Source organism: Streptomyces incanus (assembly GCF_042656345.1).
GTDB classification, from domain to species: Bacteria; Actinomycetota; Actinomycetes; order Streptomycetales; family Streptomycetaceae; genus Streptomyces; species Streptomyces incanus.
In genome coordinates this window covers 1-22,818 of record NZ_JBHSPC010000008.1, presented here as the reverse complement: position 1 = coordinate 22,818, position 22,818 = coordinate 1, and the positions used below count along the sequence as shown (strand labels likewise).

The following is a 22,818-nucleotide window of genomic DNA, read 5'->3' as shown; positions in this document are numbered from 1 at the left end:
TTACGTGCCTACTTCACCGGCTCCGGCTCCGGGGCGTTCTCCGCCTCCGACTCGCCCGCCGGGTCGAGCGGCGTCTTGACCGACTCCAGCAGCAGCTGGGCGACGTCGACGACCTGGATGGACTCCTTGGGCTTGACGCCCACGGCGGAGCCGCTTTCGGCCGCAGCCTTCTTGCCGTTGACCGAGTCGGTCAGCATGACCAGGCAGAACGGGCAGGCGGTGGAGACGATGTCGGGGTTCAGGGCGAGGGCCTCGTCGACGCGTTCGTCGTTGATGCGCTTGCCGATCCGCTCCTCCATCCACATCCGCGCACCGCCGGCGCCGCAGCAGAAGCCGCGCTCCTTGTGGCGGTGCATCTCCTCGTTGCGCAGGCCCGGGACGCTGGCGATGATCTCGCGCGGCGGCGTGTAGATCTTGTTGTGCCGGCCCAGGTAGCACGGGTCGTGGTAGGTGATGAGGCCCTCGACCGGGGTGACCGGGATCAGCTTGCCCTCGTCGATGAGGTGCTGGAGCAGCTGGGTGTGGTGGATGACCTCGTAGTCGCCGCCGAGCTGCGGGTACTCGTTGCCGAGGGTGTTGAGGCAGTGCGGGCAGGTGGCGACGATCTTCTTCGCCGCCTTGGGCTTCTTCGACTCCTCGGTGACGTTGCCCTCGTCGTCCGTCTCCTCGCCGAAGGCCGTGTTCAGCGACATGACGTTCTCCATGCCGAGCTCCTGGAACAGGGGCTCGTTGCCCAGGCGGCGGGCGGAGTCGCCGGTGCACTTCTCGTCGCCGCCCATGATCGCGAACTTGACGCCCGCGATGTGCAGCAGTTCGGCGAAGGCCTTGGTGGTCTTCTTGGCGCGGTCCTCGAGGGCGCCGGCGCAGCCGACCCAGTACAGGTACTCGACCTCGGACAGGTCCTCGATGTCCTGGCCGACGACCGGGATCTCGAAGTCGACCTCCTTGGTCCACTGAAGGCGCTGCTTCTTGGCCAGCCCCCAGGGGTTGCCCTTCTTCTCCAGGTTCTTGAGCATCGTGCCCGCCTCGGACGGGAAGGAGCTCTCGATCATCACCTGGTAGCGGCGCATGTCGACGATGTGGTCGATGTGCTCGATGTCGACCGGGCACTGCTCGACGCAGGCGCCGCAGGTGGTGCAGGACCACAGGACGTCCGGGTCGATGACGCCGCCCTCTTCGAGGGTGTCGATCAGCGGGCGCTCGGCCTCGGCCAGCGCGGCGGCGGGCACGTCCTTCAGGGCCTCGGCCGAAGCCTTCTCCTCGCCCTCCGTCGTCTTGCCGCCGCCGGCCAGCAGGTAGGGGGCCTTGGCGTGCGCGTGGTCGCGCAGCGACATGATCAGCAGCTTGGGGGAGAGCGGCTTGCCGGTGTTCCAGGCGGGGCACTGCGACTGGCAGCGCCCGCACTCGGTGCAGGTGGAGAAGTCGAGCAGGCCCTTCCAGGAGAACTGCTCGACCTGGGAGACGCCGAAGACGTCGTCGTCACCGGGGTCGGTGAAGTCGATCGGCTTGCCGCCCGAGGTCATCGGCTGCAGGGCGCCCAGGGCGGTGTCGCCGTCGGCCTCGCGCTTGAACCAGATGTTCGGGAAGGCGAGGAAGCGGTGCCAGGCCACACCCATGTTGGTGTTGAGCGACACCGTGATCATCCAGATCATGGTGGTGCTCAGCTTGATCATCGCGAAGAGGTAGACCAGGGTCTGCAGCGTCGCGACGGACAGGCCCTTGAAGGCCAGGACCAGCGGGTACGACGCGAAGTACGCGGCCTCGTAGCCGTCCACGTGGTGCAGCGCGCCCTCGAGGCCGCGCAGTACGTAGATGGCGAGGCCGATGATGAGGATGACGTACTCGACGAAGTAGGCCTGGCCCATCTTCGAGCCCGTGAACCGCGACTTGCGGCCGGGCCGCGAGGGCAGGCTCAGCAGGCGGATGACCATCAGCGTCAGGATGCCGAGGGTCGTCATCGAGCCGATGAACTCGATGTACATCTCGTACGGAAGGAAGCCGCCGAGCACCGGAAGCGTCCAGTCGGCCCGGAACAGCTGGCCGTAGGCGGTGACGATGGTCGGCGGCAGCGTCAGGAAGCCGACGGCCACGAACCAGTGGGCGATGCCGACGACACCCCACCTGTTCATGCGCGTGTGACCGAGGAACTCCCGCACCAGGGTCACGCTGCGCTGGTAGGGATTGTCGGTCCGGGCACCGGCCGGGACCGGCTGGCCCAGCTTGAAGTACCGGACGAACTGGCCGATCGCGCGTGCGAGCAGGGCAACGCCGACCACGGTCAGGACCAGCGACACGATGATCGCGGCGAGTTGCATGGGGGCTCCTCGGGCCTGCGAGGGTTTGGTCGGGGGCTCCTGCCACGGAATTCCCGACATTACTAATCAGTAACTTATGCAGTCCGTTTGAGACTACCCCTAACCCCAGCCGCACTGTAGCCGGGCGCGGGGTGATCTGAGTCGCTGAGGCTTGCCTTGGGAGGCACCCCGGGCGCGGCCGCGTGACGATCGTCAAAACGGGGCATACGCCACTAACTTATATCTGTGACGCACACTTGTATCCGTATACCGCTGTCCTGACACCACTGCCCTGGCGGCCCGCGGGTACCTGCGCGCGGCGCCTCGGCGGTCTTCGCGCGAGGCTTCCGCGCGCCGTCGTCGCCCCCGCCGCCCCCCGCCGCGTGGTCGCCGATGCCGTCACCGGCGTGACCGCCGAGGCGGTCGCGACGTCGCCGCCGATGCCGCCGGGGACCCGCCTCCGGCGGGTGACTCCCGCCTCGTCCCCGCGCGGAGCCGCAGGTCAGCGCCTGGTTGCGCGTAAGGAGCGGATAAGAGTTGAGTCCGGCCGACTCAGCTCTATTGACCCGGCGCCGGACGTCAGGCATGCTTGAGTCTGTTCCACTCAAGTCAGCTGGAGGAATCGAAATGGCACGTGCGGTCGGCATCGACCTGGGCACGACTAACTCCGTCGTCAGCGTTCTGGAGGGCGGCGAGCCCACCGTCATCACCAACGCCGAGGGCGCCAGGACCACGCCTTCCGTCGTCGCCTTCGCGAAGAACGGCGAGGTGCTGGTCGGTGAGGTGGCCAAGCGTCAGGCCGTGACCAACGTCGACAGGACCATCCGGTCGGTCAAGCGCCACATGGGCACCGACTGGAAGATCAACCTGGACGGCAAGGACTTCAACCCGCAGCAGATGAGCGCCTTCGTGCTCCAGAAGCTGAAGCGGGACGCCGAGGCGTACCTGGGCGAGAAGGTGACCGACGCGGTCATCACCGTCCCGGCGTACTTCAACGACGCGGAGCGCCAGGCGACCAAGGAGGCCGGCGAGATCGCCGGCCTGAACGTGCTGCGCATCGTCAACGAGCCGACGGCCGCCGCCCTGGCGTACGGCCTCGACAAGGACGAGCAGGTCATCCTGGTCTTCGACCTCGGCGGCGGTACGTTCGACGTCTCGCTGCTCGAGATCGGTGACGGCGTCGTCGAGGTGAAGGCCACCAACGGTGACAACAACCTCGGTGGTGACGACTGGGACCAGCGCGTCGTCGACTACCTGGTCAAGCAGTTCCAGTCCGGCCACGGCGTGGACCTCGGCAAGGACAAGATGGCGCTCCAGCGCCTCCGTGAGGCCGCCGAGAAGGCCAAGATCGAGCTGTCCTCGTCCACCGAGACCACGATCAACCTCCCCTACATCACCGCTTCCGCCGAGGGTCCCCTGCACCTCGACCAGAAGCTGACCCGCGCCCAGTTCCAGCAGCTGACCGCAGACCTGCTGGAGCGCTGCAAGACGCCGTTCAACAACGTCGTCAAGGACGCCGGCATCGCGCTGTCCGAGATCGACCACGTCGTTCTCGTCGGTGGCTCCACCCGCATGCCCGCCGTCGCCGAGCTCGTCAAGGAGATGACCGGCGGCAAGGAGGCCAACAAGGGTGTGAACCCGGACGAGGTCGTCTCGATCGGCGCCGCGCTCCAGGCCGGTGTGCTCAAGGGCGAGGTCAAGGACGTCCTGCTGCTCGACGTCACCCCGCTGTCCCTCGGTATCGAGACCAAGGGCGGCATCATGACCAAGCTGATCGAGCGCAACACCACGATCCCGACGAAGCGCTCCGAGATCTTCACGACGGCCGAGGACAACCAGCCGTCGGTGCAGATCCAGGTCTACCAGGGCGAGCGCGAGATCGCCGCGTACAACAAGAAGCTCGGCATGTTCGAGCTGACCGGTCTGCCGCCGGCGCCGCGTGGCGTCCCGCAGATCGAGGTCTCCTTCGACATCGACGCCAACGGCATCATGCACGTCACGGCGAAGGACCTCGGCACCGGCAAGGAGCAGAAGATGACCGTCACCGGCGGCTCCTCGCTCCCGAAGGACGAGGTCGACCGCATGCGTGAGGAGGCCGAGCGGTACGCGGAGGAGGACCACAAGCGCCGCGAGGCCGCCGAGTCCCGCAACCAGGGCGAGCAGCTCGTCTACCAGACCGAGAAGTTCCTCGCGGACAACGAGGACAAGGTCCCCGGCGAGATCAAGACCGAGGTCGAGGGCGCCGTCGCCGAGCTGAAGGAGAAGCTGAAGGGCGACGACAGCGCCGAGATCCGCACCGCCACGGAGAAGGTCGCGGCCGTCTCCCAGAAGCTGGGCCAGGCCATGTACGCCGACGCGCAGGCCTCCCAGGCCGCGGGCGGCGGGGCCGGAGCCGGTGCGGGTGCCGGTGACGCCAAGGCGGACGACGACGTGGTCGACGCCGAGATCGTGGACGACGAACGTAAGGACGGTGCGGCGTGACCGAGGAGACCCCGGGCTTCGACGAACAGTCGCAGCAGCCCGACGTCCCCTCAGGCGTTCCGGCCGACGACGCCGAGCCGAAGGCCGCCACCCCCTCCGCGGAGGAGGCGGCGGCCCCGGCCGGGGACTCGGGGCCCGATGCCGGGCTGGTGGCCCAGCTGGACCAGGTGCGTACGGCGCTCAGTGAGCGCACCGCGGACCTCCAGCGGCTCCAGGCCGAGTACCAGAACTACCGCCGCCGGGTCGAGCGCGACCGGATCGCGGTCAAGGAGGTCGCCGCGGTGAACCTCATGACCGAGCTCCTGCCCGTGCTCGACGACATCGGCCGCGCGCGGGAGCACGGCGAGCTGGTCGGCGGGTTCAAGTCCGTCGCCGAGTCGCTGGAGTCGACCGTGGCGAAGATGGGCCTGCAGTTGTTCGGCAAGGAGGGCGAGCCCTTCGACCCGACGATCCACGAGGCCCTGATGCACTCCTACGCCCCGGACGTCACCGAGACGACGTGCGTGGCGATCCTGCAGCCCGGGTACCGCATCGGCGAGCGCATCATCCGCCCCGCGCGGGTGGCGGTGGCCGAGCCGCAGCCGGGTGCCCAGCCGGGCAAGCAGGCCGAGGAGGGCACCGAGGCGGCGGCGGACGACAAGGAGACAGGTGGCCCTCAGGAGGGCTGACGCCTTCGCCGGCGTCCGCACGCCGGCGAAGGCGGGCAGGACGAGCAGGTCAGGAAAGGCCGGCAGGGCAGGAGAGGAGGGACGTCGGGGATGAGTACCAAGGACTTCATCGAGAAGGACTACTACAAGGTCCTCGGCGTCCCTCAGGACGCCACCGAGGCCGAGATCAAGAAGGCGTACCGGAAGCTCGCCCGCGAGTACCACCCGGACGCCAACAAGGGCAACGCCAAGGCGGAGGAGCGGTTCAAGGAGATCTCCGAGGCGAACGACGTCCTCGGCGACCCCAAGAAGCGCAAGGAGTACGACGAGGCCCGCTCGCTCTTCGGCAACGGCGGTTTCCGCGCGGGGCCGGGAGCGGGCGGTGCCGGATCGTTCAACTTCGACCTGGGTGACCTCTTCGGGGGCGGCCAGGGCGGTCAGGGCGGCGGTCAGGCCGGTGCCGGCGGCTTCGGCGGCGGGATCGGCGACGTCTTCGGCGGTCTGTTCAACCGCGGCGGCACGGGCACCACGCGTACCCAGCCCCGGCGCGGCCAGGACATCGAGTCCGAGGTCACCCTGAGCTTCACCGAGGCGATCGAGGGGGCGACGGTCCCGCTGAGGATGTCCTCCCAGCAGGCGTGCAAGGCCTGCTCGGGCACCGGCGACAAGAACGGCACACCGCGCGTGTGCCCGACCTGCGTCGGCACCGGACAGGTCGCCCGGGGCAGCGGCGGCGGCTTCTCGCTCACCGACCCGTGCCCCGACTGCAAGGGCCGCGGCCTGATCGCGGAGGACCCCTGCGACATCTGCAAGGGCAGCGGCCGGGCCAAGTCCTCGCGGACGATGCAGGTGCGCATCCCCGCGGGGGTCAGCGACGGCCAGCGGATCCGGCTGCGCGGCAAGGGCGCTCCGGGCGAGCGCGGCGGCCCGGCGGGTGACCTCTACGTGGTCGTGCACGTCGGCAGTCATCCGGTGTTCGGCCGCAAGGACGACAATCTCACCGTCACCGTCCCGGTCACCTACTCGGAGGCGGCGCTCGGCGGCGAGATCCGTGTCCCGACGCTCGGCGGTCCGCCGGTCACGCTGAAGCTGCCCCCGGGGACGCCCAACGGGCGGACCATGCGGGCACGCGGCAAGGGAGCGGTCCGCAAGGACGGCTCGCGCGGTGATCTGCTGGTCACCGTCGAGGTGAGTGTTCCCAAGGACCTGTCGGGGAAGGCTCGTGACGCACTGGAGGCGTATCGCGAGGCGACCGCGGATGAGGATCCGCGGGCGGAGCTGTTCCAGGCCGCGAAGGGAGCTTGAGGGCGATGGACGGTCGTCGACGCAATCCGTACGAACTGACGCAGGACACCCCGGTCTACGTCATTTCGGTGGCAGCCCAGCTCTCCGGGCTGCACCCGCAGACGCTGCGTCAGTACGACCGTCTGGGGCTCGTCTCGCCGGACCGCACCGCGGGCCGGGGCCGCCGCTACTCGGCCCGTGACATCGAGCTGCTCCGTCAGGTGCAGCAGTTGTCGCAGACCGAGGGCATCAACCTGGCCGGCATCAAGCGCATCATCGAACTGGAGAACCAGGTCGCCGCGCTCCAGGCCCGGGTGGCGGACCTGGAGGGTGCCCTGGACGGCGTGGCGGCGACCATGCGCCAGCGCGAGGCGGCGGTGCACGCGTCGTACCGCCGGGACCTGGTGCCGTACCAGGAGGTCCAGCAGACCAGCGCGTTGGTGGTGTGGCGACCCAAGCGCCAGCAGCAGCCCGACTGACGGCCGGCGCGGTGCACACGGCCCTCGCGGCCCTCGCTGCCCTCACGGCCCGCGCCTGAGCGCCGTCGGTCGGGGGCCGGACAGCCGCTGGCCGTCGACGGCATCCGGTGCCCGATATCCGGTGACCGGTGGCCGGATATCGACGACCGGCATCCGGCCACCGGCGGCCGGCGTGAAAGCGTCGGCGCGGTGCGGTGACGCTGTGACGAGAGTGGTCCCGTGTGACAGCCCCGGCCTGACGGGGACGTTCCGTTTGACGCGAAAGTGAAGTGCCCCGAAGGCCTGGAGGGTCCGTCGAACCTCCAGGCCTCGCCTGTGCGCGCACTGTTGACGGCTTGTCAGTCAAAGCCCCGTGCGCCCCCGCGTACGCCCCGCGCACGGCTGTGAGCAGCACGTGTGTGCGCATGTAGGTGATCTGTGCGAGTCTTTCGCCGAGCCCACACGACTTCAGCGCACGGTGCTGTGTTCATCTCGTTAAGTAGTTGGTCTTGACGCCAGTAGTCGCTGGAGCGTTGGCTTTTCAGTCACATGGGCCGCAATGTTGTGCCCACGTCCAAAACGCACTGAAGTGAGCCCTCGCATGCGTCGTATCGCCATATCGGTTGCCGTCACCTCGATGTCCGTCATGCTCGCCGGTTGCGGCGCACTCAACGCGACGGGGAGCAGCGACGGAGCGAGCCCCACCAAGGGGAACGATGTCACCATCGGGCTCCTGCTGCCGGAAACGGCCAACACCAGGTACGAGCATTTCGACTACCCCATCTTCAAGAAGAAGGTGGAGGAGCTCACCAGCCACAAGGGCAAGGTCGACTACGCCAACGCCGATGCGGACGCGGGCAAGCAGTCGAGCCAGATGCAGCAGATGATCAAGGACGAGGTCGACGTCATCGTGCTGGACGCGGTCGACGCGCACGCCATCGCCGAGGACGTGACGAAGGCCAAGGACGCGGGCATCCCCGTCATCGCCTACGACCGGCTGGCCGAGGGTCCGATCGACGCGTACATCTCCTTCGACAACGAGCTGGTCGGCGAGGTCCAGGGCCGCTCCCTGCTGGAGGCGCTCGGCGGTGACGGCGGGGTCACCAGCAAGATCGTCATGATGAACGGCTCGCCGACCGACCCGAACGCCAAGCAGTTCAAGGCTGGGGCGCTCTCGGAGCTCCAGGACGCGGTGACCATCGCCAAGACCTACGACACCAAGGACTGGAAGCCGGAGAACGCCGAGGCCAACATGGCCGAGGCGATCACCGCGATCGGCGTCGGCAACATCGCCGCGGTCTACTCCGCCAACGACGGCATGGCGAGCGGCGTCATCAAGGCGCTGAAGGCCGCCGGGGTGACCGAGATGCCCCCGATCACCGGCCAGGACGCCGAACTCGCCGCCGTGCAGCGGATCCTCCTGGGCGACCAGTTCATGAGCGTCTACAAGTCCTACCCGACCGAGGCGGACAACGCCGCGGAGATCGCGGTGGCGCGGATCCAGGGCAAGGCCATCCAGTTCGACGCGCTGACCGGCGACCGCGTCGACAGCCCCACCGACAAGGACATTCCGGCGAAGCTCGTGCCCGTGGTCGCCCTGACCAAGGAGAACATCGCGGACACGGTCGTCGCCGACGGGATCTACAAGCTCTCGGACATCTGCACGGCCGCCTACAAGGAGGCGTGCGACAAGGCCGGGCTGAAGTAACCTTCCCGCCCGGGCCGCCGGGCCGTGGAACGTCCTGCCGGGGAGCGCGGATCACCGCGCTCCCCGGCAGCGCTGTTTCCGCAGGCTCCCGCACCACCGGTCTGCGGCCGGTGGTGCGGGAGGGCCGTCGGTGTTCGGCCACCCCGCACCACCGGGAGCCCGCGGATCCCTCACCGGTCGGCACGTCTTCGTGGCGGGCCCGCCAGGGTGACGGTCCGGAGCAACCACTCGGCGGGGCCGTGCCGGAACCGCCGCGACCATGCTGTGCTGATCGCGAGTTGAAGGCCGTACACGGCGCACACGAGCACCATCAGTGCGGCAGTGCCCATGCGCCCGTAGAGAGAGAAACCGTACGCGGTCGCGAGGACGGTCAGGATCACGGACTGCGTCAGGTAGTTCGTCAGCGCCAGCCGGCCTGCTGGGGCGAGCCACTGCCGGATTCCGTCTCCCCGTGACGAGCGGAGCAGGAGCAGCAGCAGGCAGGCGTAGGCGCACGTCAGGGCGGGAGCCGTCAGTATGCCCACGCCAAGTCCCAGGTACTGCCATCGCTCACCGAGCGGCCCCAGCGAGGCGGAGGCGAAGAAGAACGCTCCCGGTCCCCCGATGAGCAGCCCGACGGTGGCGCACCGGATCAGCTGGGAACGGGATGTGCCGTCGCGCGCGAGCAGGGCCCGCTTGCCTGCGGCCAGCCCGAGAAGGAAGGCGGCAAGAACCCCCGGGGCCATGATGAGGACACCGAGGACGGCATCCGGGAATCGGTCCAGATTCGCCTGGAGGACCGTTCCCGCATCGCCGCGGTACGCGCTCACGGCTTCTGCGATCTTCCCTCGGTCGACGCCGCTCCCATGGGGGTCGAAGGCCGCGAGTGCGCCCAGACACGTCAGGACGACACCGAAGATCCCGTAGATCCAGGCGGCGGTCTTCACCGCGGTGGCCGGTGTGATCCGCCGGGCGCACAGGAGGACCAGTCCGAGGAGGCCGTAGGTCATGAGGATGTCGCCGTTGTACAACAGCACGGCGTGCACCAGGCCCAGCGACAGCAGGCCCAGTGACCGGCGCAGGAAACGTGGTGTGAAGTTCGCGTTCTCCCGGTCGGCCGAGGCCATCTGGAGCGTGAAGCTGTAGCCGAACAGGAACGAGAACAACAGGTAGAACTTGGTGGTGGCCAGTGCCGTCACCAGCCACATGGCGAAACTGTCCACAAAGGCCGCGCCGGGCTCGCGAACCCCTTCCGACGCATAGGGATCCATGATCTGCGTGCTGTTGACCATGAGGATGCCCAACAGCGCCAATCCCCGGAGTGCGTCGACGCCGGGCAGGCGCCGGGCGGACACCGAGGTGCTCGGGCTCATGAGGCCGCCCGCCGCCGGTAGCCCAGCCATCCACAGCACGCGAGAACGGTCGCGTAGAAGCAGAATGTGCTCAGACCTGTCAGGGGGGCCAGGTCACTGCCGATCAGCGCCCTGGTGAACCCGTCCGGTTGCTCCGCGCCGTTCATCGCCGCCCGGGCGGCTGCGAACGGGAGCCAGGACCGGACCTCGTCGGCACCTGTGACGGATGCGACGGCCAGGCCGAATATTCGCTCGAGGAGAAGCGGCCACAGGATGATGGAGAGAACCGCCACCAGTCGGCTTCGGACCAGCGAGGCCAGGCCTCCGGCCAGTATCGGCAGGAACGTCATGACGATCAGGTACCTCAGCAGAGGGCCAAAGGCCGCCGGCCAGTCGGGCTGTGGAAGCCCTCGCACGGTGAGGGCGGTCGAGCCTGCGGCGATGCCGAGGCCGAGGGCAACGGTGGAACCGGTCAGCGTGCCCAGCGCTCCCACGAGGAGTTTGGCCGCATACGACAGACCACGGCTGCCCACCGTCAACCAGGCCGTGCGCGCCGTCCGGTGCCTGAACTCCGAGGCGATCGGGCCAGTTCCGAATACGAACACCAAGAACCAAGCGCTGAGGGGGAGTTGCATGGCGATTGCGTTGAACTGCAGTGTGTCGACCAGCCGGGCGACCTCGACAAAGGGCTGCCCTCCCCTCTCCGACTCGGCTGCCTCCATCGGGAGCAGCACGCCGTTGAGCAGAGCCAGAACGGTCAGCGACCCCAGCACGGCCCAGGTTGAGCGCAGGCCCTTCAACCTCAGCCATTCGAAGTTCACAGCCCGTTTGAGCGCGGTCCCGGCCAGGGGGACGACCGGGACCGCGCGATCATGGGTGGCGGTATCCGCCTCGTTGGTCACCAGGGAACTCATCGGCTCTCGTATTCCTGATCGGCAACGGAAAGGTAGAACTCCTCCAACGAGGTCGCCCGCTCGTCCAGCCAGTGCAACGGCACCGAGTGTTCGGCCGCCAGGTCTCCGACCCGGAATCTCGACAGTCCTGTGATGCGGGCGGTACCGGGACCGGTGACGACGAGGGTCCCGCCCCGCTGCTCGACCAGGTGCGTCAACTTGTCCAGCGCGGGGCTCTCCACGCCGACTCGCCCGTGAGCGATTTTGGAGAGATCTGCCATGGACGTGTCGGCGACGACTCGGCCTCTCGCGAGGACGACGACATCGTCAGCCGACTGCTCCATCTCGGCCAGCTGATGGCTCGACACCAGAACGGCGCGACCGTCGTCGGCGAAGGCCCGGAGGAAGCCACGCAGCCAACGCACGGAGTGAGGGTCGAGTCCGTTGGTCGGCTCGTCGAGGATCAGGACGCGGGGATCGCCCAGGAGCGCCTGTGCGATCGCCACGCGCTGCCCCATGCCGAGGGAAAGACGCCCGAGGCGCAGCCCGGCGGCCTCCTGCATGCCGACCCGGCTCAGGCTCTCGTCCCCACGTTCAACCGGAACGCCGATGCCGGCGGCCACCATTCTCAAGTGCGTCCGCACCGAGTGCTCGGGGTGTCCGGCGACGCCGCCGAGAACTGCGCCGACCACCTCGGCCGGAGCGCGCCACTGCGCGAGGGAGCGCCCCATGAACAGCGTTTCACCCTCCCCCGGCAACAGGCCGAGCATCATCCGGATGGCCGTGGTCTTTCCCGCCCCGTTGGCCCCGAGGAATCCGGTCACCCGGTGCGGAGACAACTGCAGGGAAACATCGGAAAGTACTCGGCGGCCGCGGAAGTTTTTGGTCAGGCCCCGGGCGGTTGCCAAAGGTGACGGGGCTGCCGGATCAGCCATGGTTCAACCAGAAGAGACATCCGGACACGATGAGCAGGGTGAACGAAAACAGAGCGCCGATGCCGAGCTTTTCTCGCCGTGCCAGACACCAGAGACTCATGCCCACGGGCGGTATCCAGCCGCAGTAGTAGAGAACCCAGCCGACCGTTCTCGCGCTCTCGGTGTGAATGAAAGCAAACGAAATGAAAGAAGCGCAGACGAATAACGCTGCCATTCCCCACATGTTGTCCGCGACTGCCTGTCCGAGCGGCTTCTTCATACGTTCTTCCTCTCATGGAGCGGGGTTCCTCCCCGAGGCCGGGAGGAACCCCGCTTCGTTCGATCAGATGACCTGTTGGACCAGCCAGGCGATCAGCTCAGTGATGATGTAGTTCGGCGACGCCTTGATGGCCCACTTGAAAGGATTGAGGTTCGAAAGGCTGTTGACCCACCTGTCGAAGGCGGCCTTCCCCTTCTTCGCGGCCTCCACGGCTGCCTTGAACAGCGGCTTGCTCTTCTTGAGCAGCGTCTTGAGCGCGCCGAGCTTGCCCTGCGCGACCACCTCGCCCTCCGCACGGGCCGCGGCCTCGGAGCTGAGCTCGACCTCGGGGTACACCTCCACCGTGGCCGACGACGCTGCGGCACTGTGCGACGACGCGACAGTGGCAACGGTCCGATGAGCAGAAACGGCCGAGGCTGCGGGTGCAGCCACACCCAGAGCCACAGCGGCCACCACCGAAGCAGCGATCATGCGTGTCTTCTTGTGCATAGTCCCTCCCCTTAATTCCATGGGGGCGCCCCTGGTGGGGCGCCCGGCCGGCCTGTCCGGCCGACGGGAATCAAGGTGCCGTACGGGAGACTGCTCTGCCCATTGGACCTTGGGGTATAGCCCTTACGGGCACTTCTCCAAGAGGCATGACTTCGCTGTGCAGGTTGGAGAGCAAGGCTGCTTCGAGTCGCGTTTGAATGCCCAGTTTTCGCATCAGGCTTGTCAGATGTGCTTTCACGGTGCGTTCCGCTATGCCGAGCCGCCTGGCGATTACGCGATTGGATGGACCATCAGCGAGAAGTGCGAGGACCTGTCGCTCTCGGTCCGTCAGCTGATCGAAATCGAAATCCTGTGAGACGCGGAGACGGTTTGTCGCATCCTGGGTCGTCCCGGCGTCGCTCGGTGCGACGATGCTCTTCGTTCTGTTGTCCTCCTCGGGAGGAATCGCGAGACCTGCTTTGTCGATCGACTCGTTGGCGTCCCACCTGGTCACAGTGGTTTTCCCCTTCCCCGTGGTGCGTCGGTGCGGCGACTGTCACCGTGGTCGCGGCAGCGTCAGGCGCCCGACGGAATCCCTGAGCGATCATCGACAATCGCATCAATGCGTGCCCGGATGCCACCCTCATCTTGTTGCAATGAGGCATGCAGAGGGGATTGATATACGGTGATTAAAGTGATGAAAAGGGGCGGATGTGCGGCCGAGCCGTGTTGCGGAGCAGGGTGTGTCCGCGCATAGTTGCGCATCGGAAAGTGGCTGAACCGGGGGTGGGACGGGCGATGGCCGGGCGCGGGACGGACGAGCATCCGCATGGTGCTGACCGGCTGTGCGACATCGGGGATCGCGTGTACTCCCGGGCCGTACGGCGCGGGCGGGTGCCGCGCCGGGACGCGGAGCCGGTGCCCTGTCTGCTGGACCTGGCCCTGCTGCACCCGGATCCCGACGACATGGACTGGCTGGTGCCGACCGCCCCGCAGGAGGTCATGACCCGGCTGCTGCGCGGGATGTACGACGAGGTCAGCGCGAGCCAGCGCCGGGTCGGTTCGGCCGTCGAGGCCTTCGAGTGGTACGCCGGCCTCGGCCGCCAGGGGCCCGCCTCCCCCTCGGCCACGGAGGGCCCGGCGATCCGGGTGCTGGACGGCGTGGCCCGTATCCAGGCCGCGATGGACGAGGCGACGCAGGCGTGCACCACGGAGGTGCTGACGGTCCAGCCCGGCGGCATCCGGCGCGAGGCGGAGCTGTCGGAGGGCCTGCACCGGGCGACGGCGCTGCGCGGACGCGGGGTGCGGATGCGGGACCTCTACACGCATGTGGCCCGGCACGGCCAGGGACTGCACACGTACCTGGAGCTGATGGGCGACGCGGTGGAGGCACGCACCCTGGACGAGGTGACCGAGCGGCTGATCCTCTTCGACCGCACGGTCGCCTTCATCCCCGCCAACGCCGAGCGCTCGATGGCCCTGGAGCTGCGGCACCCGGCGCTGGTGGAGTATCTGGGCACGGTCTTCGAGCGGCTGTGGCGGCTCGCCCTCCCCCTGGCCGCCCCGCTCCCCGACACCGGCATCGAGGGCATCTCGCACCGGGAGCGGTCCATCGCGGCGCTGCTCGCGGAGGGCCACCAGGATGCGGTGATCGCGGAGCGCCTCGGCATCAGTGTGCGCACCTGCCGGGCCCACATCGCCCGCCTGTCGGAGACGCTGGGCGCGGCCAGCCGTACCCAACTGGGCGTCAAAATGGCCCAGGCCGGCCTGGACGGCCCGCCGCGATCGGCGGCGGCCTCCGTCACGGTTCCTGATCGAGGATCCCGGACTGCCCGATGAGGTAACCGAGCTGAGCCCGGCTCCCGCTGCCCAGGGTCGTGGCGAGCTTGGCGATGTGCACGCGAGCGGTGCGGACGTTCATGCCGAGACGGTCGGCCATGACGGCGTCGGTGTGCCCTTCGACGAGGAGGCGGGCGAGGGCGCGTTGGCGGGGCGTGACGCCGTCCAGCGTGGGCTGCCGGACCGCCTGGGGGTACATCGGCGTGGCGAGCCGCCAGAACCGGTCGAAGGCGGTGGCCAGGTAGTTGACGATCGTCGGGTGCCGGATCTCCAGCGCGACGCGGCCGTCACTGTCGGAGGGGACGAAGGCGACGGTCCGGTCGACGATGATGAGACGGTCGGTCACTTCGTCGAGAGTGCGGGCCTCCGCGTCACCCCTCAACTGCTCGTATCGCGCGATGACCATCAACACGTGGCGCTGGCTGTGCGGGTACAGGGTGCGGATACGGCCACCGCGATCGAGGAAGGCCTGGTCGCGTTCCAGGGCGAGGGCCTGAGCCGCCACTCCGCGCTCGGAGCTGTAGTGGTTCCTGTGCGGCTGGACGCACAGGAGTTCACCGGTCCCTTCCGACAGGGCTTCGAAGAGCGCCCTGTTGATCCGCTCCGAGCCGCTGAGAACCCGGATCGCCGGGGTGTCCGTCCCCGTCGCGAGGGGCCCGCCGATTCGCATGAGCGGCTGGAATGTCTCGGCCAACCGCTCCTCGCGCCGCCGTTCGTCCGCGATCCGCGCCTCGCAGGCCCGCAGCATCCGGTGAAGGGCGACGGTCGGTTCGGTGGGCTCCAGGCGGTTCGGGTCCTCGACGGCCGGATGGAGCAGCCCGAAATCGACCAGGCAGGGAGCCGTGCGAGTCTCCTGCGCACGGACGTGCCCCTCGTGCAGGGAACGGGCGTACAACTCCGTCCCCGCCCCGCACAGTTCCTCCGCTCCGTGGTCGTGCGTCTTGGCCGTCACGTGTGGCTCGCTCATCCCCGGTTCTCAGTTCTCCCGTTCGAGGATCCCCGACTGGGCGATAAGGTAGCCCAGTTGGGCGCGGCTGCCACTGCCGAGGGCGGAGGCCAGCTTGGCTATGTGGGCGCGGCAGGTGCGGACGTTCATGCCCAGGCGCCGGGCGATGGCCTCGTCGACGTGGCCCTCCACGAGGAGCTTGGCGATGGAGTGCTGGATGTCCGTGAGGCCGTCCGAGGCCGGTTCGTACGGGGCACCCATGCTCAGGGGGACCGCACGGGTCCACATGAACTCGAAGACCTTGATCAGGTAGCGGACGAGGCCGGGGTGGCGCAGTTCCAAGGCGACCTGACGGTCGTCACGGGTGGGGATGAAGGCCACGGTCTCGTCGCAGATGATGAGCCGCTCCACGAGCTCGTCGATGGTGCGGTACTCCACCCTGCTGGTGTCGAACCGTGCCACGTACGCCAGCGTCTCGGGGCTGTGGCGGGCGGTGTGCTGGTAGAGGGTCCGGATGCGCACCCCCCGCTCGGTCAGCTGCTGGTCGCGCTCCAGCCCTTGGGCGAGGGTGTGTTCCAGCCGACGGCCGCCCGGCTGGACGGTGAGCATCTCGGACCGGCACTGCGCGGTGGCCAGATCGAGGGCGGCGTTGATCCGGCCGAAGCCCTCCAGCACCGTGATCGAGTGGGTGGTCATCGTCGTCTGGGCGCTGAGGGCCATGAACGGCTCGAAGGCGTCGGCCAGTTCGATCGACATCCGCCTGCGCTCGGTGATCTCCCGTTCCAGCGGGTTGAGCCGGTGGGCCAGGGCCACCGCCGGGGAGAGGGGGCGCAGCCAGGTGGGGTCGTCCGGATCGGGGTGCAGCAGGGCGAGCTCCATCAGGCAGGGAGCGGGCTCCACGTCCGTGCGGGTGATGCGGCCCGCGCGCAGGGCGTCGGCATAGAGACGGCTGCCGGCCTCGCACAGTTCGGTGACCGCATGGGGATGTGCCTCATTGGTCCGATTCATTGTCAAATCTCCACCCCACAGGGTCCTGAACATGCAGGAACATGATGCACCGATTGTGTGGCCACGACGTGTCCGAATGAGCCATCGTCGTACGTGACGGGGGAAAAGGGTGATCTTCGAGTGAGGACGAAGCCGACTATGCGCAAGAGAACGCTTCACTCGGTGCTTGTCGCCGCGTTTTCCGCCGTCGTGGCCTTCGGGGCACTGAGCGGCCTGGCCGGCACGGAGGGTGACGTCCGGGCGGACAGCAGCTGGGGACCGGTGGTGGGCGCCAAGTCCGTGAACGGGGACAGTAGCTGGGGTGTGGCCGCTCCCGTGGTCACGAACGACAGCAGTTGGGGCTGAGTGATGACCGCGCCTCCCGACGACCGATCCTTCCGCCGTGAGATGGCCACCGCCTACCGGTCCGGGTGGCACTTCATCGACCTGGTCACCGCTCTCCCCCACAGCGGTGACTCCCTGATGGTGACCGTGTTCGGTGAACCGGTCGTCGTCACGCGCGAGGAGGACCAGGACGTACGGGCGTACCGGTGCCTGCGAAGGCCCCGTGGGGCGCCGCAACCCGTGCGGTGCGCCATCCGGTACGGAATGATCTTTGTGAACCTGGATCAACGGGACCATGAGCAGGTGGAGTCCGACTCTCCCGCTCCCCGGACCATCTCGGCCACCCCCCGCAGTGCCTGACGCGATTCCCCCGTCGTAAAAGATCGCGCAGGCGCTTCCCCCGGCAGTGGCGTCACCGTGACCTGAACACGGTGACGCCACTGCATTTTTCGGGGACATTTCCGGGTATGGCCAGGATCGGGTGATGGCCGGAACCGGTCGTCGGACGCTACGGATCTTCACCGCTGCCTCACCGCCGGATCACCCCTGCCTCCTCGCGCGTGTGAGCGTGATGGCCATGACCTCCCGCGCCGGATCCGGTACCGGCGGCGCCCGCCCGTGGCGCCCCGGCCGCACCTTCGCCGTGCGCCCCGGCCGGCCCGCGCGGCGCGCCGCTCCTCAGTGTCACCCACGACCGGCGTCGTCGTTCCCGGCGTGCGCGCCCGCCGCGTGCCTTTCGTGTCCGCACCGCGCTCTCACCCCCGGCACCGCCCCTTCGCGTCCGCCTCGTGCCGTGACGCTCGCCGTGCTCCGTTTTCGTCGTGTGCGTGCCGGTGGCCGATGTGCGCGGCCGGTGGCCGCGCCGGAAGCTGGAATGCCCGGGAACCCGGGAGTGCGGGAGCCCGGGAACTCGACCGCTCCGGCCCTCCCGTCCTCACCTTGAGTGGAATAGACTCAAGTTTGTGTACGCTGGCCGAGTCAGCCAAGCCGAGTCAGCCCTGAAGGCCGCTGAACGGTGATCGCAAGGAGGAGAGCGCGAACGTGGACGCCGAGCTGACCAACCGGAGCCGGGACGCGATCAACGCAGCCGGCAATCGGGCCCTGACCGGGGGACACCCCGACCTCACCCCCGCCCATCTGCTGCTCGCCCTGCTCGAAGGGCAGGACAACGAGAACATCACCGACCTGCTCGCCGCGGTCGAAGCCGACCAGGCGGCCGTACGCGCGGGGGCCGAGCGCGTCCTCGCCGGGCTGCCGAGCGTCACGGGGTCCACCGTCGCCCCGCCCCAGCCCAACCGTGAGCTGCTCGCCGTCATCGCGGACGCCGAGGCCCGCGCCCGTGACCTGGGCGACGAGTACCTCTCCACCGAGCACCTGCTCCTCGGCATCGCCGCGAAGGGCGGCGATGCCGGCGAGGTGCTGGCCGGGCAGGGCGCCACCGCGAAGAAGCTGCAGGACGCCTTCCAGCAGACGAGAGGAGCGCGCCGCGTGACGACGGCCGACCCCGAGGGCCAGTACAAGGCCCTGGAGAAGTTCGGGACCGACCTCACGGAAGCCGCCCGCGAGGGCAGGCTCGACCCGGTGATCGGCCGGGACCAGGAGATCCGGCGGGTCGTGCAGGTGCTGTCCCGCCGCACCAAGAACAACCCCGTGCTCATCGGCGAGCCCGGCGTCGGCAAGACCGCCGTCGTCGAGGGCCTCGCCCAGCGGATCGTCAAGGGGGACGTGCCCGAGTCGCTGAAGGACAAGCGGCTGGTCGCGCTCGACCTGGGGGCGATGGTCGCCGGGGCCAAGTACCGCGGCGAGTTCGAGGAGCGGCTGAAGACCGTCCTCGCCGAGATCAAGGACTCCGACGGGCAGATCATCACCTTCATCGACGAGCTGCACACGGTCGTCGGCGCCGGCGCGGGCGGCGACTCCGCCATGGACGCCGGCAACATGCTCAAGCCGATGCTCGCCCGCGGTGAGCTGCGCATGGTCGGCGCCACCACCCTCGACGAGTACCGCGAGCGGATCGAGAAGGACCCGGCGCTGGAGCGGCGCTTCCAGCAGGTCCTGGTCGCCGAGCCGTCGGTCGAGGACTCCATCGCCATCCTGCGCGGCCTGAAGGGCCGCTACGAGGCGCACCACAAGGTGCAGATCGCCGACAGCGCGCTGGTGGCGGCGGCGACCCTCTCGGACCGCTACATCACCTCCCGCTTCCTGCCCGACAAGGCCATCGACCTGGTCGACGAGGCGGCTTCCCGGCTCCGCATGGAGATCGACTCCTCGCCCGTCGAGATCGACGAACTCCAGCGCGCGGTGGACCGGTTGAAGATGGAGGAACTGGCGATCGGCAAGGAGACCGACGCCGCCTCCCTCGAGCGCCTGGAGAAGCTGCGCCGCGACCTCGCCGACAAGGAGGAGGAGCTGCGCGGCCTCAACGCCCGCTGGGAGAAGGAGAAGCAGTCCCTGAACCGGGTCGGCGAGCTGAAGGAGAAGCTCGACGACCTGCGCGGCCAGGCCGAACGCGCCCAGCGCGAGGGCGACTTCGACACCGCGTCCAAGCTGCTCTACGGCGAGATCCCCGGCCTGGAACGCGACCTGGAGGCCGCCTCCGAGGCCGAGGAGGAGGTCGCCAAGGACACCATGGTCAAGGAGGAGGTCGGCTCCGACGACATCGCGGACGTCGTCGCCTCCTGGACCGGCATCCCCGCCGGCCGCCTGCTGGAGGGCGAGACGCAGAAGCTGCTGCGCATGGAGGACGAGCTGGGCAAGCGGCTCATCGGCCAGAGTGAAGCCGTCCGGGCGGTGTCGGACGCCGTACGCCGCAGCCGTGCCGGAATCGCGGACCCGGACCGCCCCACCGGCTCCTTCCTCTTCCTCGGCCCCACCGGCGTCGGCAAGACCGAACTGGCCAAGGCGCTCGCCGACTTCCTCTTCGACGACGAGCGGGCGATGGTCCGCATCGACATGTCGGAGTACGGCGAGAAGCACAGCGTGGCCCGCCTGGTCGGCGCCCCGCCCGGCTACATCGGGTACGAGGAGGGCGGCCAGCTCACCGAGTCCGTGCGCCGCCGCCCGTACAGCGTGGTGCTGCTCGACGAGGTGGAGAAGGCGCACCCCGAGGTCTTCGACATCCTGCTCCAGGTCCTCGACGACGGCCGGCTCACCGACGGACAGGGCCGTACGGTCGACTTCCGCAACACGATCCTGGTGCTGACGTCCAACCTGGGCAGCCAGTTCCTGGTCGACCCGCTGACCACCGAGGAGCAGAAGAAGGAACAGGTCCTGGAGGTCGTACGGGCCTCCTTCAAGCCGGAGTTCGTCAACCGGCTCGACGACCTGGTCGTCTTCTCGGCGCTGACCAAGCCCGAGCTGGAGCGCATCGCCGCACTGCAGCTCGACCGGCTGGGCCGGCGCCTCGCCGAACGCCGGCTCACCCTGGACGTCACTCCCGAGGCGCTGGCCTGGCTGGCGGACGAGGGCATGGACCCGGCCTACGGCGCCCGCCCGCTGCGCCGCCTGGTGCAGACCGCCATCGGCGACCGGCTCGCCAAGGAGATCCTGTCCGGCGAGATCAAGGACGGCGACACGGTCCGCGTGGACCGCGCGGGCGAGGGCCTCCTGGTGGGCCCGGCCACGGGCAAGGCGCTGTAATACCCCCTAGGGGTACGGTCTCCATGGTCATCGGAATGTGATCATGGAGACCGGCGCGTGGGGATACCCCTCGGCCAGGCAGGTTGCCTGGCACGTGCCAAGAGAGAGAGGGTGGGACGTACGTCTGGTCCCATCCACGGCCGGACGCCAGACGACCGCAGGAGTGTCCCAGCATGTCCATCGACCCGTCCTCGATTCCCAGCTTCGGGGGCCAGCAGCCGGAGCCGCAGCCCCAGGGCCCCGCGGGCCCCGTCGTCCCGGATCAGGACCTCGTGAAGCAGCTCCTCGACCAGATGGAGCTCAAGTACGTCGTCGACGACGAGGGTGACCTCGCGGCGCCGTGGGAGCAGTTCCGTACCTACTTCATGTTCCGTGGGGAGGGTGACCAGCAGATCTTCTCCGTGCGGACCTTCTACGACCGGCCGCACGGGATCGAGGAGAAGCAGCAGCTCCTCGAGTCGATCGACGACTGGAACCGCCGCACCCTGTGGCCCAAGGTCTACACCCACACCCATGACGACGGCACCGTCCGTCTGATCGGTGAGGCCCAGATGCTGATCGGCACGGGCGTCAGCCTGGAGCACTTCGTCTCGTCGACGGTCAGCTGGGTGCGGGCCGCGATCGAGTTCGACAAGTGGCTCGTCGAGCAGCTCGGCCTGGAGCAGGAGATCAACGAGGCGGAGAAGCCCGAGGACGACGAGGAGTAGAAGCCCTCCGCTTCCCGCCGCGTACACGCGTACACATGAAGGAGCCCGGCCCGGAACCGACCCCAGAGGTCGTCCCGGAGTCGGGCTCCTTCGGCTTCTCCACAGGCCCGCCGCCCGAGCCTTCTCACGCGGGGCGGCAGAGGGCGTGGTCGACGAGATCGCGCAGCGCGTTCTCCTGGCGGTCCGCCGTGTCCGGATCTCCCGGCCGGCTGTGCGTGGAGACAATGATGCTGCGACGGCCGTCCGTCGTGGTGGCGGCCCGGACGAGATAACCGAAGCCGCTTCCTCCGTGGCCGAGGTAACCGCCGCCGCAGGACAAGGGCGTGAAGAACAGTCCCAGGCCGCTCCGGGTGCCCGCGGGGTGATCACTGTCCCGGGGCATCGGGACGGTGGTCCGCATGGCGGCGAGGGTGGCGGGTTCCAGCAGCCGTCCGCGATTCAGGGCGGTGAAGAAGTGGTTGAGGTCACGGGCCGTGCCGGTCATCGCTCCGTCGGCCCCGAGGTCGAAGGGACGGTAGGGGATCGTGGTGTCGACCATCGGACCGTCCGGGGCGAACTGTTGGTAGTTGGCCGCGTGTGGCTGAGGCAGGAAGGGCCGGGTGCCGGGGATGTCCGTGTGACGCAGCCCGAGAGGGCGCAGGACGCGGTCGCGGACCTCCTGCTCCCAGGAGCGGCCGGTGACCTTCTCGATGACCATCCCGGCGAGTACGTAGTTCGTGTTGGAGTACTCCCAGTCCGTTCCCGGCGGGAAGGCGGGCTCGTGGCGCATGGCCAGGGCGACCAGCTGCGCGGGCCGGTAGGCGTGCCACCGATGGGCGTAGTACGTTTCGGCGCTGTGGTCGGGGAACACGTCGGCCGTGTAGTCGTACAGTCCGCTGGTGTGCTGCAGCAGGTCGCGGAGCGTGATGGTACGGCCGTCGTTTCCGGCGCCGGTCACCACGCCGGGCAGCAATTGCTCCACCGTCCGGTCGAGCGTCAGCCGCTCCTCGTCCACCAGTTGCAGCACGACGGTCGCGACGAACGTCTTGGTGACACTGCCCAGACGCAGATGGCCGTCCTCGGGAACCGGGCGGCCACTGACCAGGTCGCCCACACCCGAGCGGGCGGTGACGGCCCCGCGAGGGGTCTCCAGGCGGACCGACACCCCCGTGACCCCGGCATCGCGCAGCGCGTCGGCGTCCTGCTGCACGGACCGCTCCACGGCGGAGGGACGGGGTGGGACGGAAGGACGGGGTGCGGCCGGCGAGGCCGCAGCGGAGGGGGAGACCGACACGGCCAGCGCCAGAACGGCGGCGGACAGCGACAAGCGACGAAGAGACATGGCCCGAGGCTAGGAACGACCCGCCCCACAACCCATCCGGCCCACCCCCCGCCGTCCCGGGTGCCACCGGGATGGACACGCGCCCGGGTGGCGTCTGCGGAGCCTGTCCCAGCTGGTCTCACAGCCGTACCGCCGGGCTCGATGACACGGCGCTGTCCGCCGTATCCTGACCCCACACGGGAAGGAGCCGTCCATGAGCGTCGACGCGATTATGCAGACCGAGTTCCCCGAGGGGTACACGGTCCTGTTCGGAGCTGACGGAAAGGTGATCATGAC

At 68.7% G+C, this 22,818-nt stretch carries 20 protein-coding genes; 10 read left to right on the top strand and 10 right to left on the bottom strand.

Annotation, left to right across the window (positions count from 1 at the left end):
• Window positions 1–8: 8 nt before the first annotated feature.
• Window positions 9–2,315, bottom strand: a complete 2,307-nt coding sequence (locus ACFP2V_RS02245; protein WP_381204611.1) for a (Fe-S)-binding protein — start codon at window positions 2,313–2,315, stop codon at window positions 9–11.
• A gap of 606 nt (window positions 2,316–2,921) precedes the next feature.
• Between ACFP2V_RS02245 and dnaK the strand changes: the two genes are divergently transcribed.
• From dnaK to ACFP2V_RS02220, 5 genes are all read left to right on the top strand, one after another.
• Window positions 2,922–4,775, top strand: coding sequence for a molecular chaperone DnaK (gene dnaK / locus ACFP2V_RS02240; protein ID WP_381204609.1), 1,854 nt, complete (start codon window positions 2,922–2,924; stop codon window positions 4,773–4,775).
• On the top strand, window positions 4,772–5,443 hold the full coding sequence (grpE, locus tag ACFP2V_RS02235; RefSeq protein WP_381204606.1) for a nucleotide exchange factor GrpE: 672 nt from the start codon (window positions 4,772–4,774) through the stop codon (window positions 5,441–5,443). The genes dnaK and grpE overlap by 4 nt, the downstream gene beginning before the upstream one ends.
• 90 nt (window positions 5,444–5,533) lie before the next feature.
• Window positions 5,534–6,727 (top strand): molecular chaperone DnaJ, encoded by a 1,194-nt coding sequence (gene dnaJ, locus ACFP2V_RS02230; RefSeq protein WP_381204604.1) that lies wholly within the window; start codon window positions 5,534–5,536, stop codon window positions 6,725–6,727.
• Between the two features lie 5 nt (window positions 6,728–6,732).
• Window positions 6,733–7,185, top strand: a complete 453-nt coding sequence (locus ACFP2V_RS02225) for a heat shock protein transcriptional repressor HspR (protein ID WP_381204602.1) — start codon at window positions 6,733–6,735, stop codon at window positions 7,183–7,185.
• Window positions 7,186–7,765: 580 nt separating this feature from the next.
• Window positions 7,766–8,872, top strand: coding sequence for a sugar ABC transporter substrate-binding protein (locus tag ACFP2V_RS02220; protein ID WP_381204600.1), 1,107 nt, complete (start codon window positions 7,766–7,768; stop codon window positions 8,870–8,872).
• 170 nt (window positions 8,873–9,042) lie between these two features.
• On the opposite strand, the gene ACFP2V_RS02215 is transcribed toward ACFP2V_RS02220, so the two are convergent.
• The 6 genes from ACFP2V_RS02215 to ACFP2V_RS02190 all read right to left on the bottom strand — a co-directional run bounded on the left by ACFP2V_RS02215 (window position 9,043) and on the right by ACFP2V_RS02190 (window position 13,272).
• Window positions 9,043–10,254, bottom strand: coding sequence for a DUF418 domain-containing protein (locus ACFP2V_RS02215; RefSeq protein WP_381204598.1), 1,212 nt, complete (start codon window positions 10,252–10,254; stop codon window positions 9,043–9,045).
• Window positions 10,221–11,105 (bottom strand): hypothetical protein, encoded by an 885-nt coding sequence (locus tag ACFP2V_RS02210; protein WP_381204596.1) that lies wholly within the window; start codon window positions 11,103–11,105, stop codon window positions 10,221–10,223. The genes ACFP2V_RS02215 and ACFP2V_RS02210 overlap by 34 nt, the downstream gene beginning before the upstream one ends.
• An 8-nt stretch (window positions 11,106–11,113) precedes the next feature.
• Complete coding sequence (locus ACFP2V_RS02205) at window positions 11,114–12,031, bottom strand: ABC transporter ATP-binding protein (RefSeq protein ID WP_381204594.1); 918 nt, start codon at window positions 12,029–12,031, stop codon at window positions 11,114–11,116.
• Window positions 12,024–12,290 (bottom strand): hypothetical protein, encoded by a 267-nt coding sequence (locus tag ACFP2V_RS02200; protein ID WP_381204592.1) that lies wholly within the window; start codon window positions 12,288–12,290, stop codon window positions 12,024–12,026. The genes ACFP2V_RS02205 and ACFP2V_RS02200 overlap by 8 nt, the downstream gene beginning before the upstream one ends.
• Window positions 12,291–12,353: 63 nt before the next feature.
• Complete coding sequence (locus tag ACFP2V_RS02195; RefSeq protein WP_381204590.1) at window positions 12,354–12,779, bottom strand: hypothetical protein; 426 nt, start codon at window positions 12,777–12,779, stop codon at window positions 12,354–12,356.
• Between the two features lie 70 nt (window positions 12,780–12,849).
• On the bottom strand, window positions 12,850–13,272 hold the full coding sequence (locus ACFP2V_RS02190; RefSeq protein WP_381204588.1) for a helix-turn-helix domain-containing protein: 423 nt from the start codon (window positions 13,270–13,272) through the stop codon (window positions 12,850–12,852).
• A gap of 284 nt (window positions 13,273–13,556) precedes the next feature.
• Here ACFP2V_RS02190 and ACFP2V_RS02185 point away from each other — a divergent pair, with 284 nt between their 5' ends.
• Window positions 13,557–14,597 carry a helix-turn-helix transcriptional regulator gene (locus ACFP2V_RS02185; protein WP_381204686.1) on the top strand — a complete coding sequence of 347 codons (1,041 nt, stop codon included), beginning with the start codon at window positions 13,557–13,559 and terminating at the stop codon, window positions 14,595–14,597.
• On the opposite strand, the gene ACFP2V_RS02180 is transcribed toward ACFP2V_RS02185, so the two are convergent.
• Together ACFP2V_RS02180 and ACFP2V_RS02175 are read right to left on the bottom strand one after the other, a co-directional pair.
• A complete protein-coding gene (locus tag ACFP2V_RS02180) occupies window positions 14,560–15,564 on the bottom strand; it encodes a helix-turn-helix transcriptional regulator (protein WP_381204585.1) in 1,005 nt (334 codons plus the stop codon). The genes ACFP2V_RS02185 and ACFP2V_RS02180 overlap by 38 nt on opposite strands.
• Window positions 15,565–15,573: 9 nt before the next feature.
• Window positions 15,574–16,551 carry a helix-turn-helix transcriptional regulator gene (locus ACFP2V_RS02175; protein WP_381204583.1) on the bottom strand — a complete coding sequence of 326 codons (978 nt, stop codon included), beginning with the start codon at window positions 16,549–16,551 and terminating at the stop codon, window positions 15,574–15,576.
• Window positions 16,552–16,689: 138 nt separating this feature from the next.
• Here ACFP2V_RS02175 and ACFP2V_RS02170 point away from each other — a divergent pair, with 138 nt between their 5' ends.
• The 4 genes from ACFP2V_RS02170 (at window position 16,690) to ACFP2V_RS02155 (ending at window position 21,221) form a co-directional block, all read left to right on the top strand.
• Window positions 16,690–16,896 carry a hypothetical protein gene (locus ACFP2V_RS02170; protein ID WP_381204581.1) on the top strand — a complete coding sequence of 69 codons (207 nt, stop codon included), beginning with the start codon at window positions 16,690–16,692 and terminating at the stop codon, window positions 16,894–16,896.
• A 3-nt stretch (window positions 16,897–16,899) separates the two neighbouring features.
• On the top strand, window positions 16,900–17,235 hold the full coding sequence (locus ACFP2V_RS02165) for a hypothetical protein (RefSeq protein ID WP_381204579.1): 336 nt from the start codon (window positions 16,900–16,902) through the stop codon (window positions 17,233–17,235).
• 681 nt (window positions 17,236–17,916) lie between these two features.
• A complete protein-coding gene (gene clpB, locus ACFP2V_RS02160; protein WP_381204576.1) occupies window positions 17,917–20,514 on the top strand; it encodes an ATP-dependent chaperone ClpB in 2,598 nt (865 codons plus the stop codon).
• Between the two features lie 173 nt (window positions 20,515–20,687).
• Window positions 20,688–21,221 carry a YbjN domain-containing protein gene (locus ACFP2V_RS02155; protein WP_381204574.1) on the top strand — a complete coding sequence of 178 codons (534 nt, stop codon included), beginning with the start codon at window positions 20,688–20,690 and terminating at the stop codon, window positions 21,219–21,221.
• Window positions 21,222–21,345: 124 nt separating this feature from the next.
• Here ACFP2V_RS02155 and ACFP2V_RS02150 read toward each other — a convergent pair whose 3' ends face one another.
• On the bottom strand, window positions 21,346–22,542 hold the full coding sequence (locus tag ACFP2V_RS02150; RefSeq protein WP_381204572.1) for a serine hydrolase domain-containing protein: 1,197 nt from the start codon (window positions 22,540–22,542) through the stop codon (window positions 21,346–21,348).
• Window positions 22,543–22,818 lie beyond the last annotated feature (276 nt).

Excerpts from the sequence above, each read along its gene's own strand:
- ACFP2V_RS02205 (WP_381204594.1), bottom strand. The coding sequence starts at position 12,031 with ATGGCTGATCCGGCAGCCCCGTCACCTTTGGCAACCGCCCGGGGCCTG.
- ACFP2V_RS02175 (WP_381204583.1), bottom strand. The coding sequence starts at position 16,551 with ATGAATCGGACCAATGAGGCACATCCCCATGCGGTCACCGAACTGTGC.
- ACFP2V_RS02150 (WP_381204572.1), bottom strand. The coding sequence starts at position 22,542 with ATGTCTCTTCGTCGCTTGTCGCTGTCCGCCGCCGTTCTGGCGCTGGCC.
- ACFP2V_RS02180 (WP_381204585.1), bottom strand. The coding sequence starts at position 15,564 with ATGAGCGAGCCACACGTGACGGCCAAGACGCACGACCACGGAGCGGAG.
- ACFP2V_RS02245 (WP_381204611.1), bottom strand. The coding sequence starts at position 2,315 with ATGCAACTCGCCGCGATCATCGTGTCGCTGGTCCTGACCGTGGTCGGC.
- ACFP2V_RS02155 (WP_381204574.1), top strand. The coding sequence starts at position 20,688 with ATGTCCATCGACCCGTCCTCGATTCCCAGCTTCGGGGGCCAGCAGCCG.
- ACFP2V_RS02200 (WP_381204592.1), bottom strand. The coding sequence starts at position 12,290 with ATGAAGAAGCCGCTCGGACAGGCAGTCGCGGACAACATGTGGGGAATG.
- ACFP2V_RS02185 (WP_381204686.1), top strand. The coding sequence starts at position 13,557 with ATGGCCGGGCGCGGGACGGACGAGCATCCGCATGGTGCTGACCGGCTG.
- ACFP2V_RS02165 (WP_381204579.1), top strand. The coding sequence starts at position 16,900 with ATGACCGCGCCTCCCGACGACCGATCCTTCCGCCGTGAGATGGCCACC.
- ACFP2V_RS02220 (WP_381204600.1), top strand. The coding sequence starts at position 7,766 with ATGCGTCGTATCGCCATATCGGTTGCCGTCACCTCGATGTCCGTCATG.
- ACFP2V_RS02170 (WP_381204581.1), top strand. The coding sequence starts at position 16,690 with ATGCGCAAGAGAACGCTTCACTCGGTGCTTGTCGCCGCGTTTTCCGCC.
- ACFP2V_RS02215 (WP_381204598.1), bottom strand. The coding sequence starts at position 10,254 with ATGGCTGGGCTACCGGCGGCGGGCGGCCTCATGAGCCCGAGCACCTCG.
- ACFP2V_RS02195 (WP_381204590.1), bottom strand. The coding sequence starts at position 12,779 with ATGCACAAGAAGACACGCATGATCGCTGCTTCGGTGGTGGCCGCTGTG.
- ACFP2V_RS02225 (WP_381204602.1), top strand. The coding sequence starts at position 6,733 with ATGGACGGTCGTCGACGCAATCCGTACGAACTGACGCAGGACACCCCG.
- dnaK (WP_381204609.1), top strand. The coding sequence starts at position 2,922 with ATGGCACGTGCGGTCGGCATCGACCTGGGCACGACTAACTCCGTCGTC.
- dnaJ (WP_381204604.1), top strand. The coding sequence starts at position 5,534 with ATGAGTACCAAGGACTTCATCGAGAAGGACTACTACAAGGTCCTCGGC.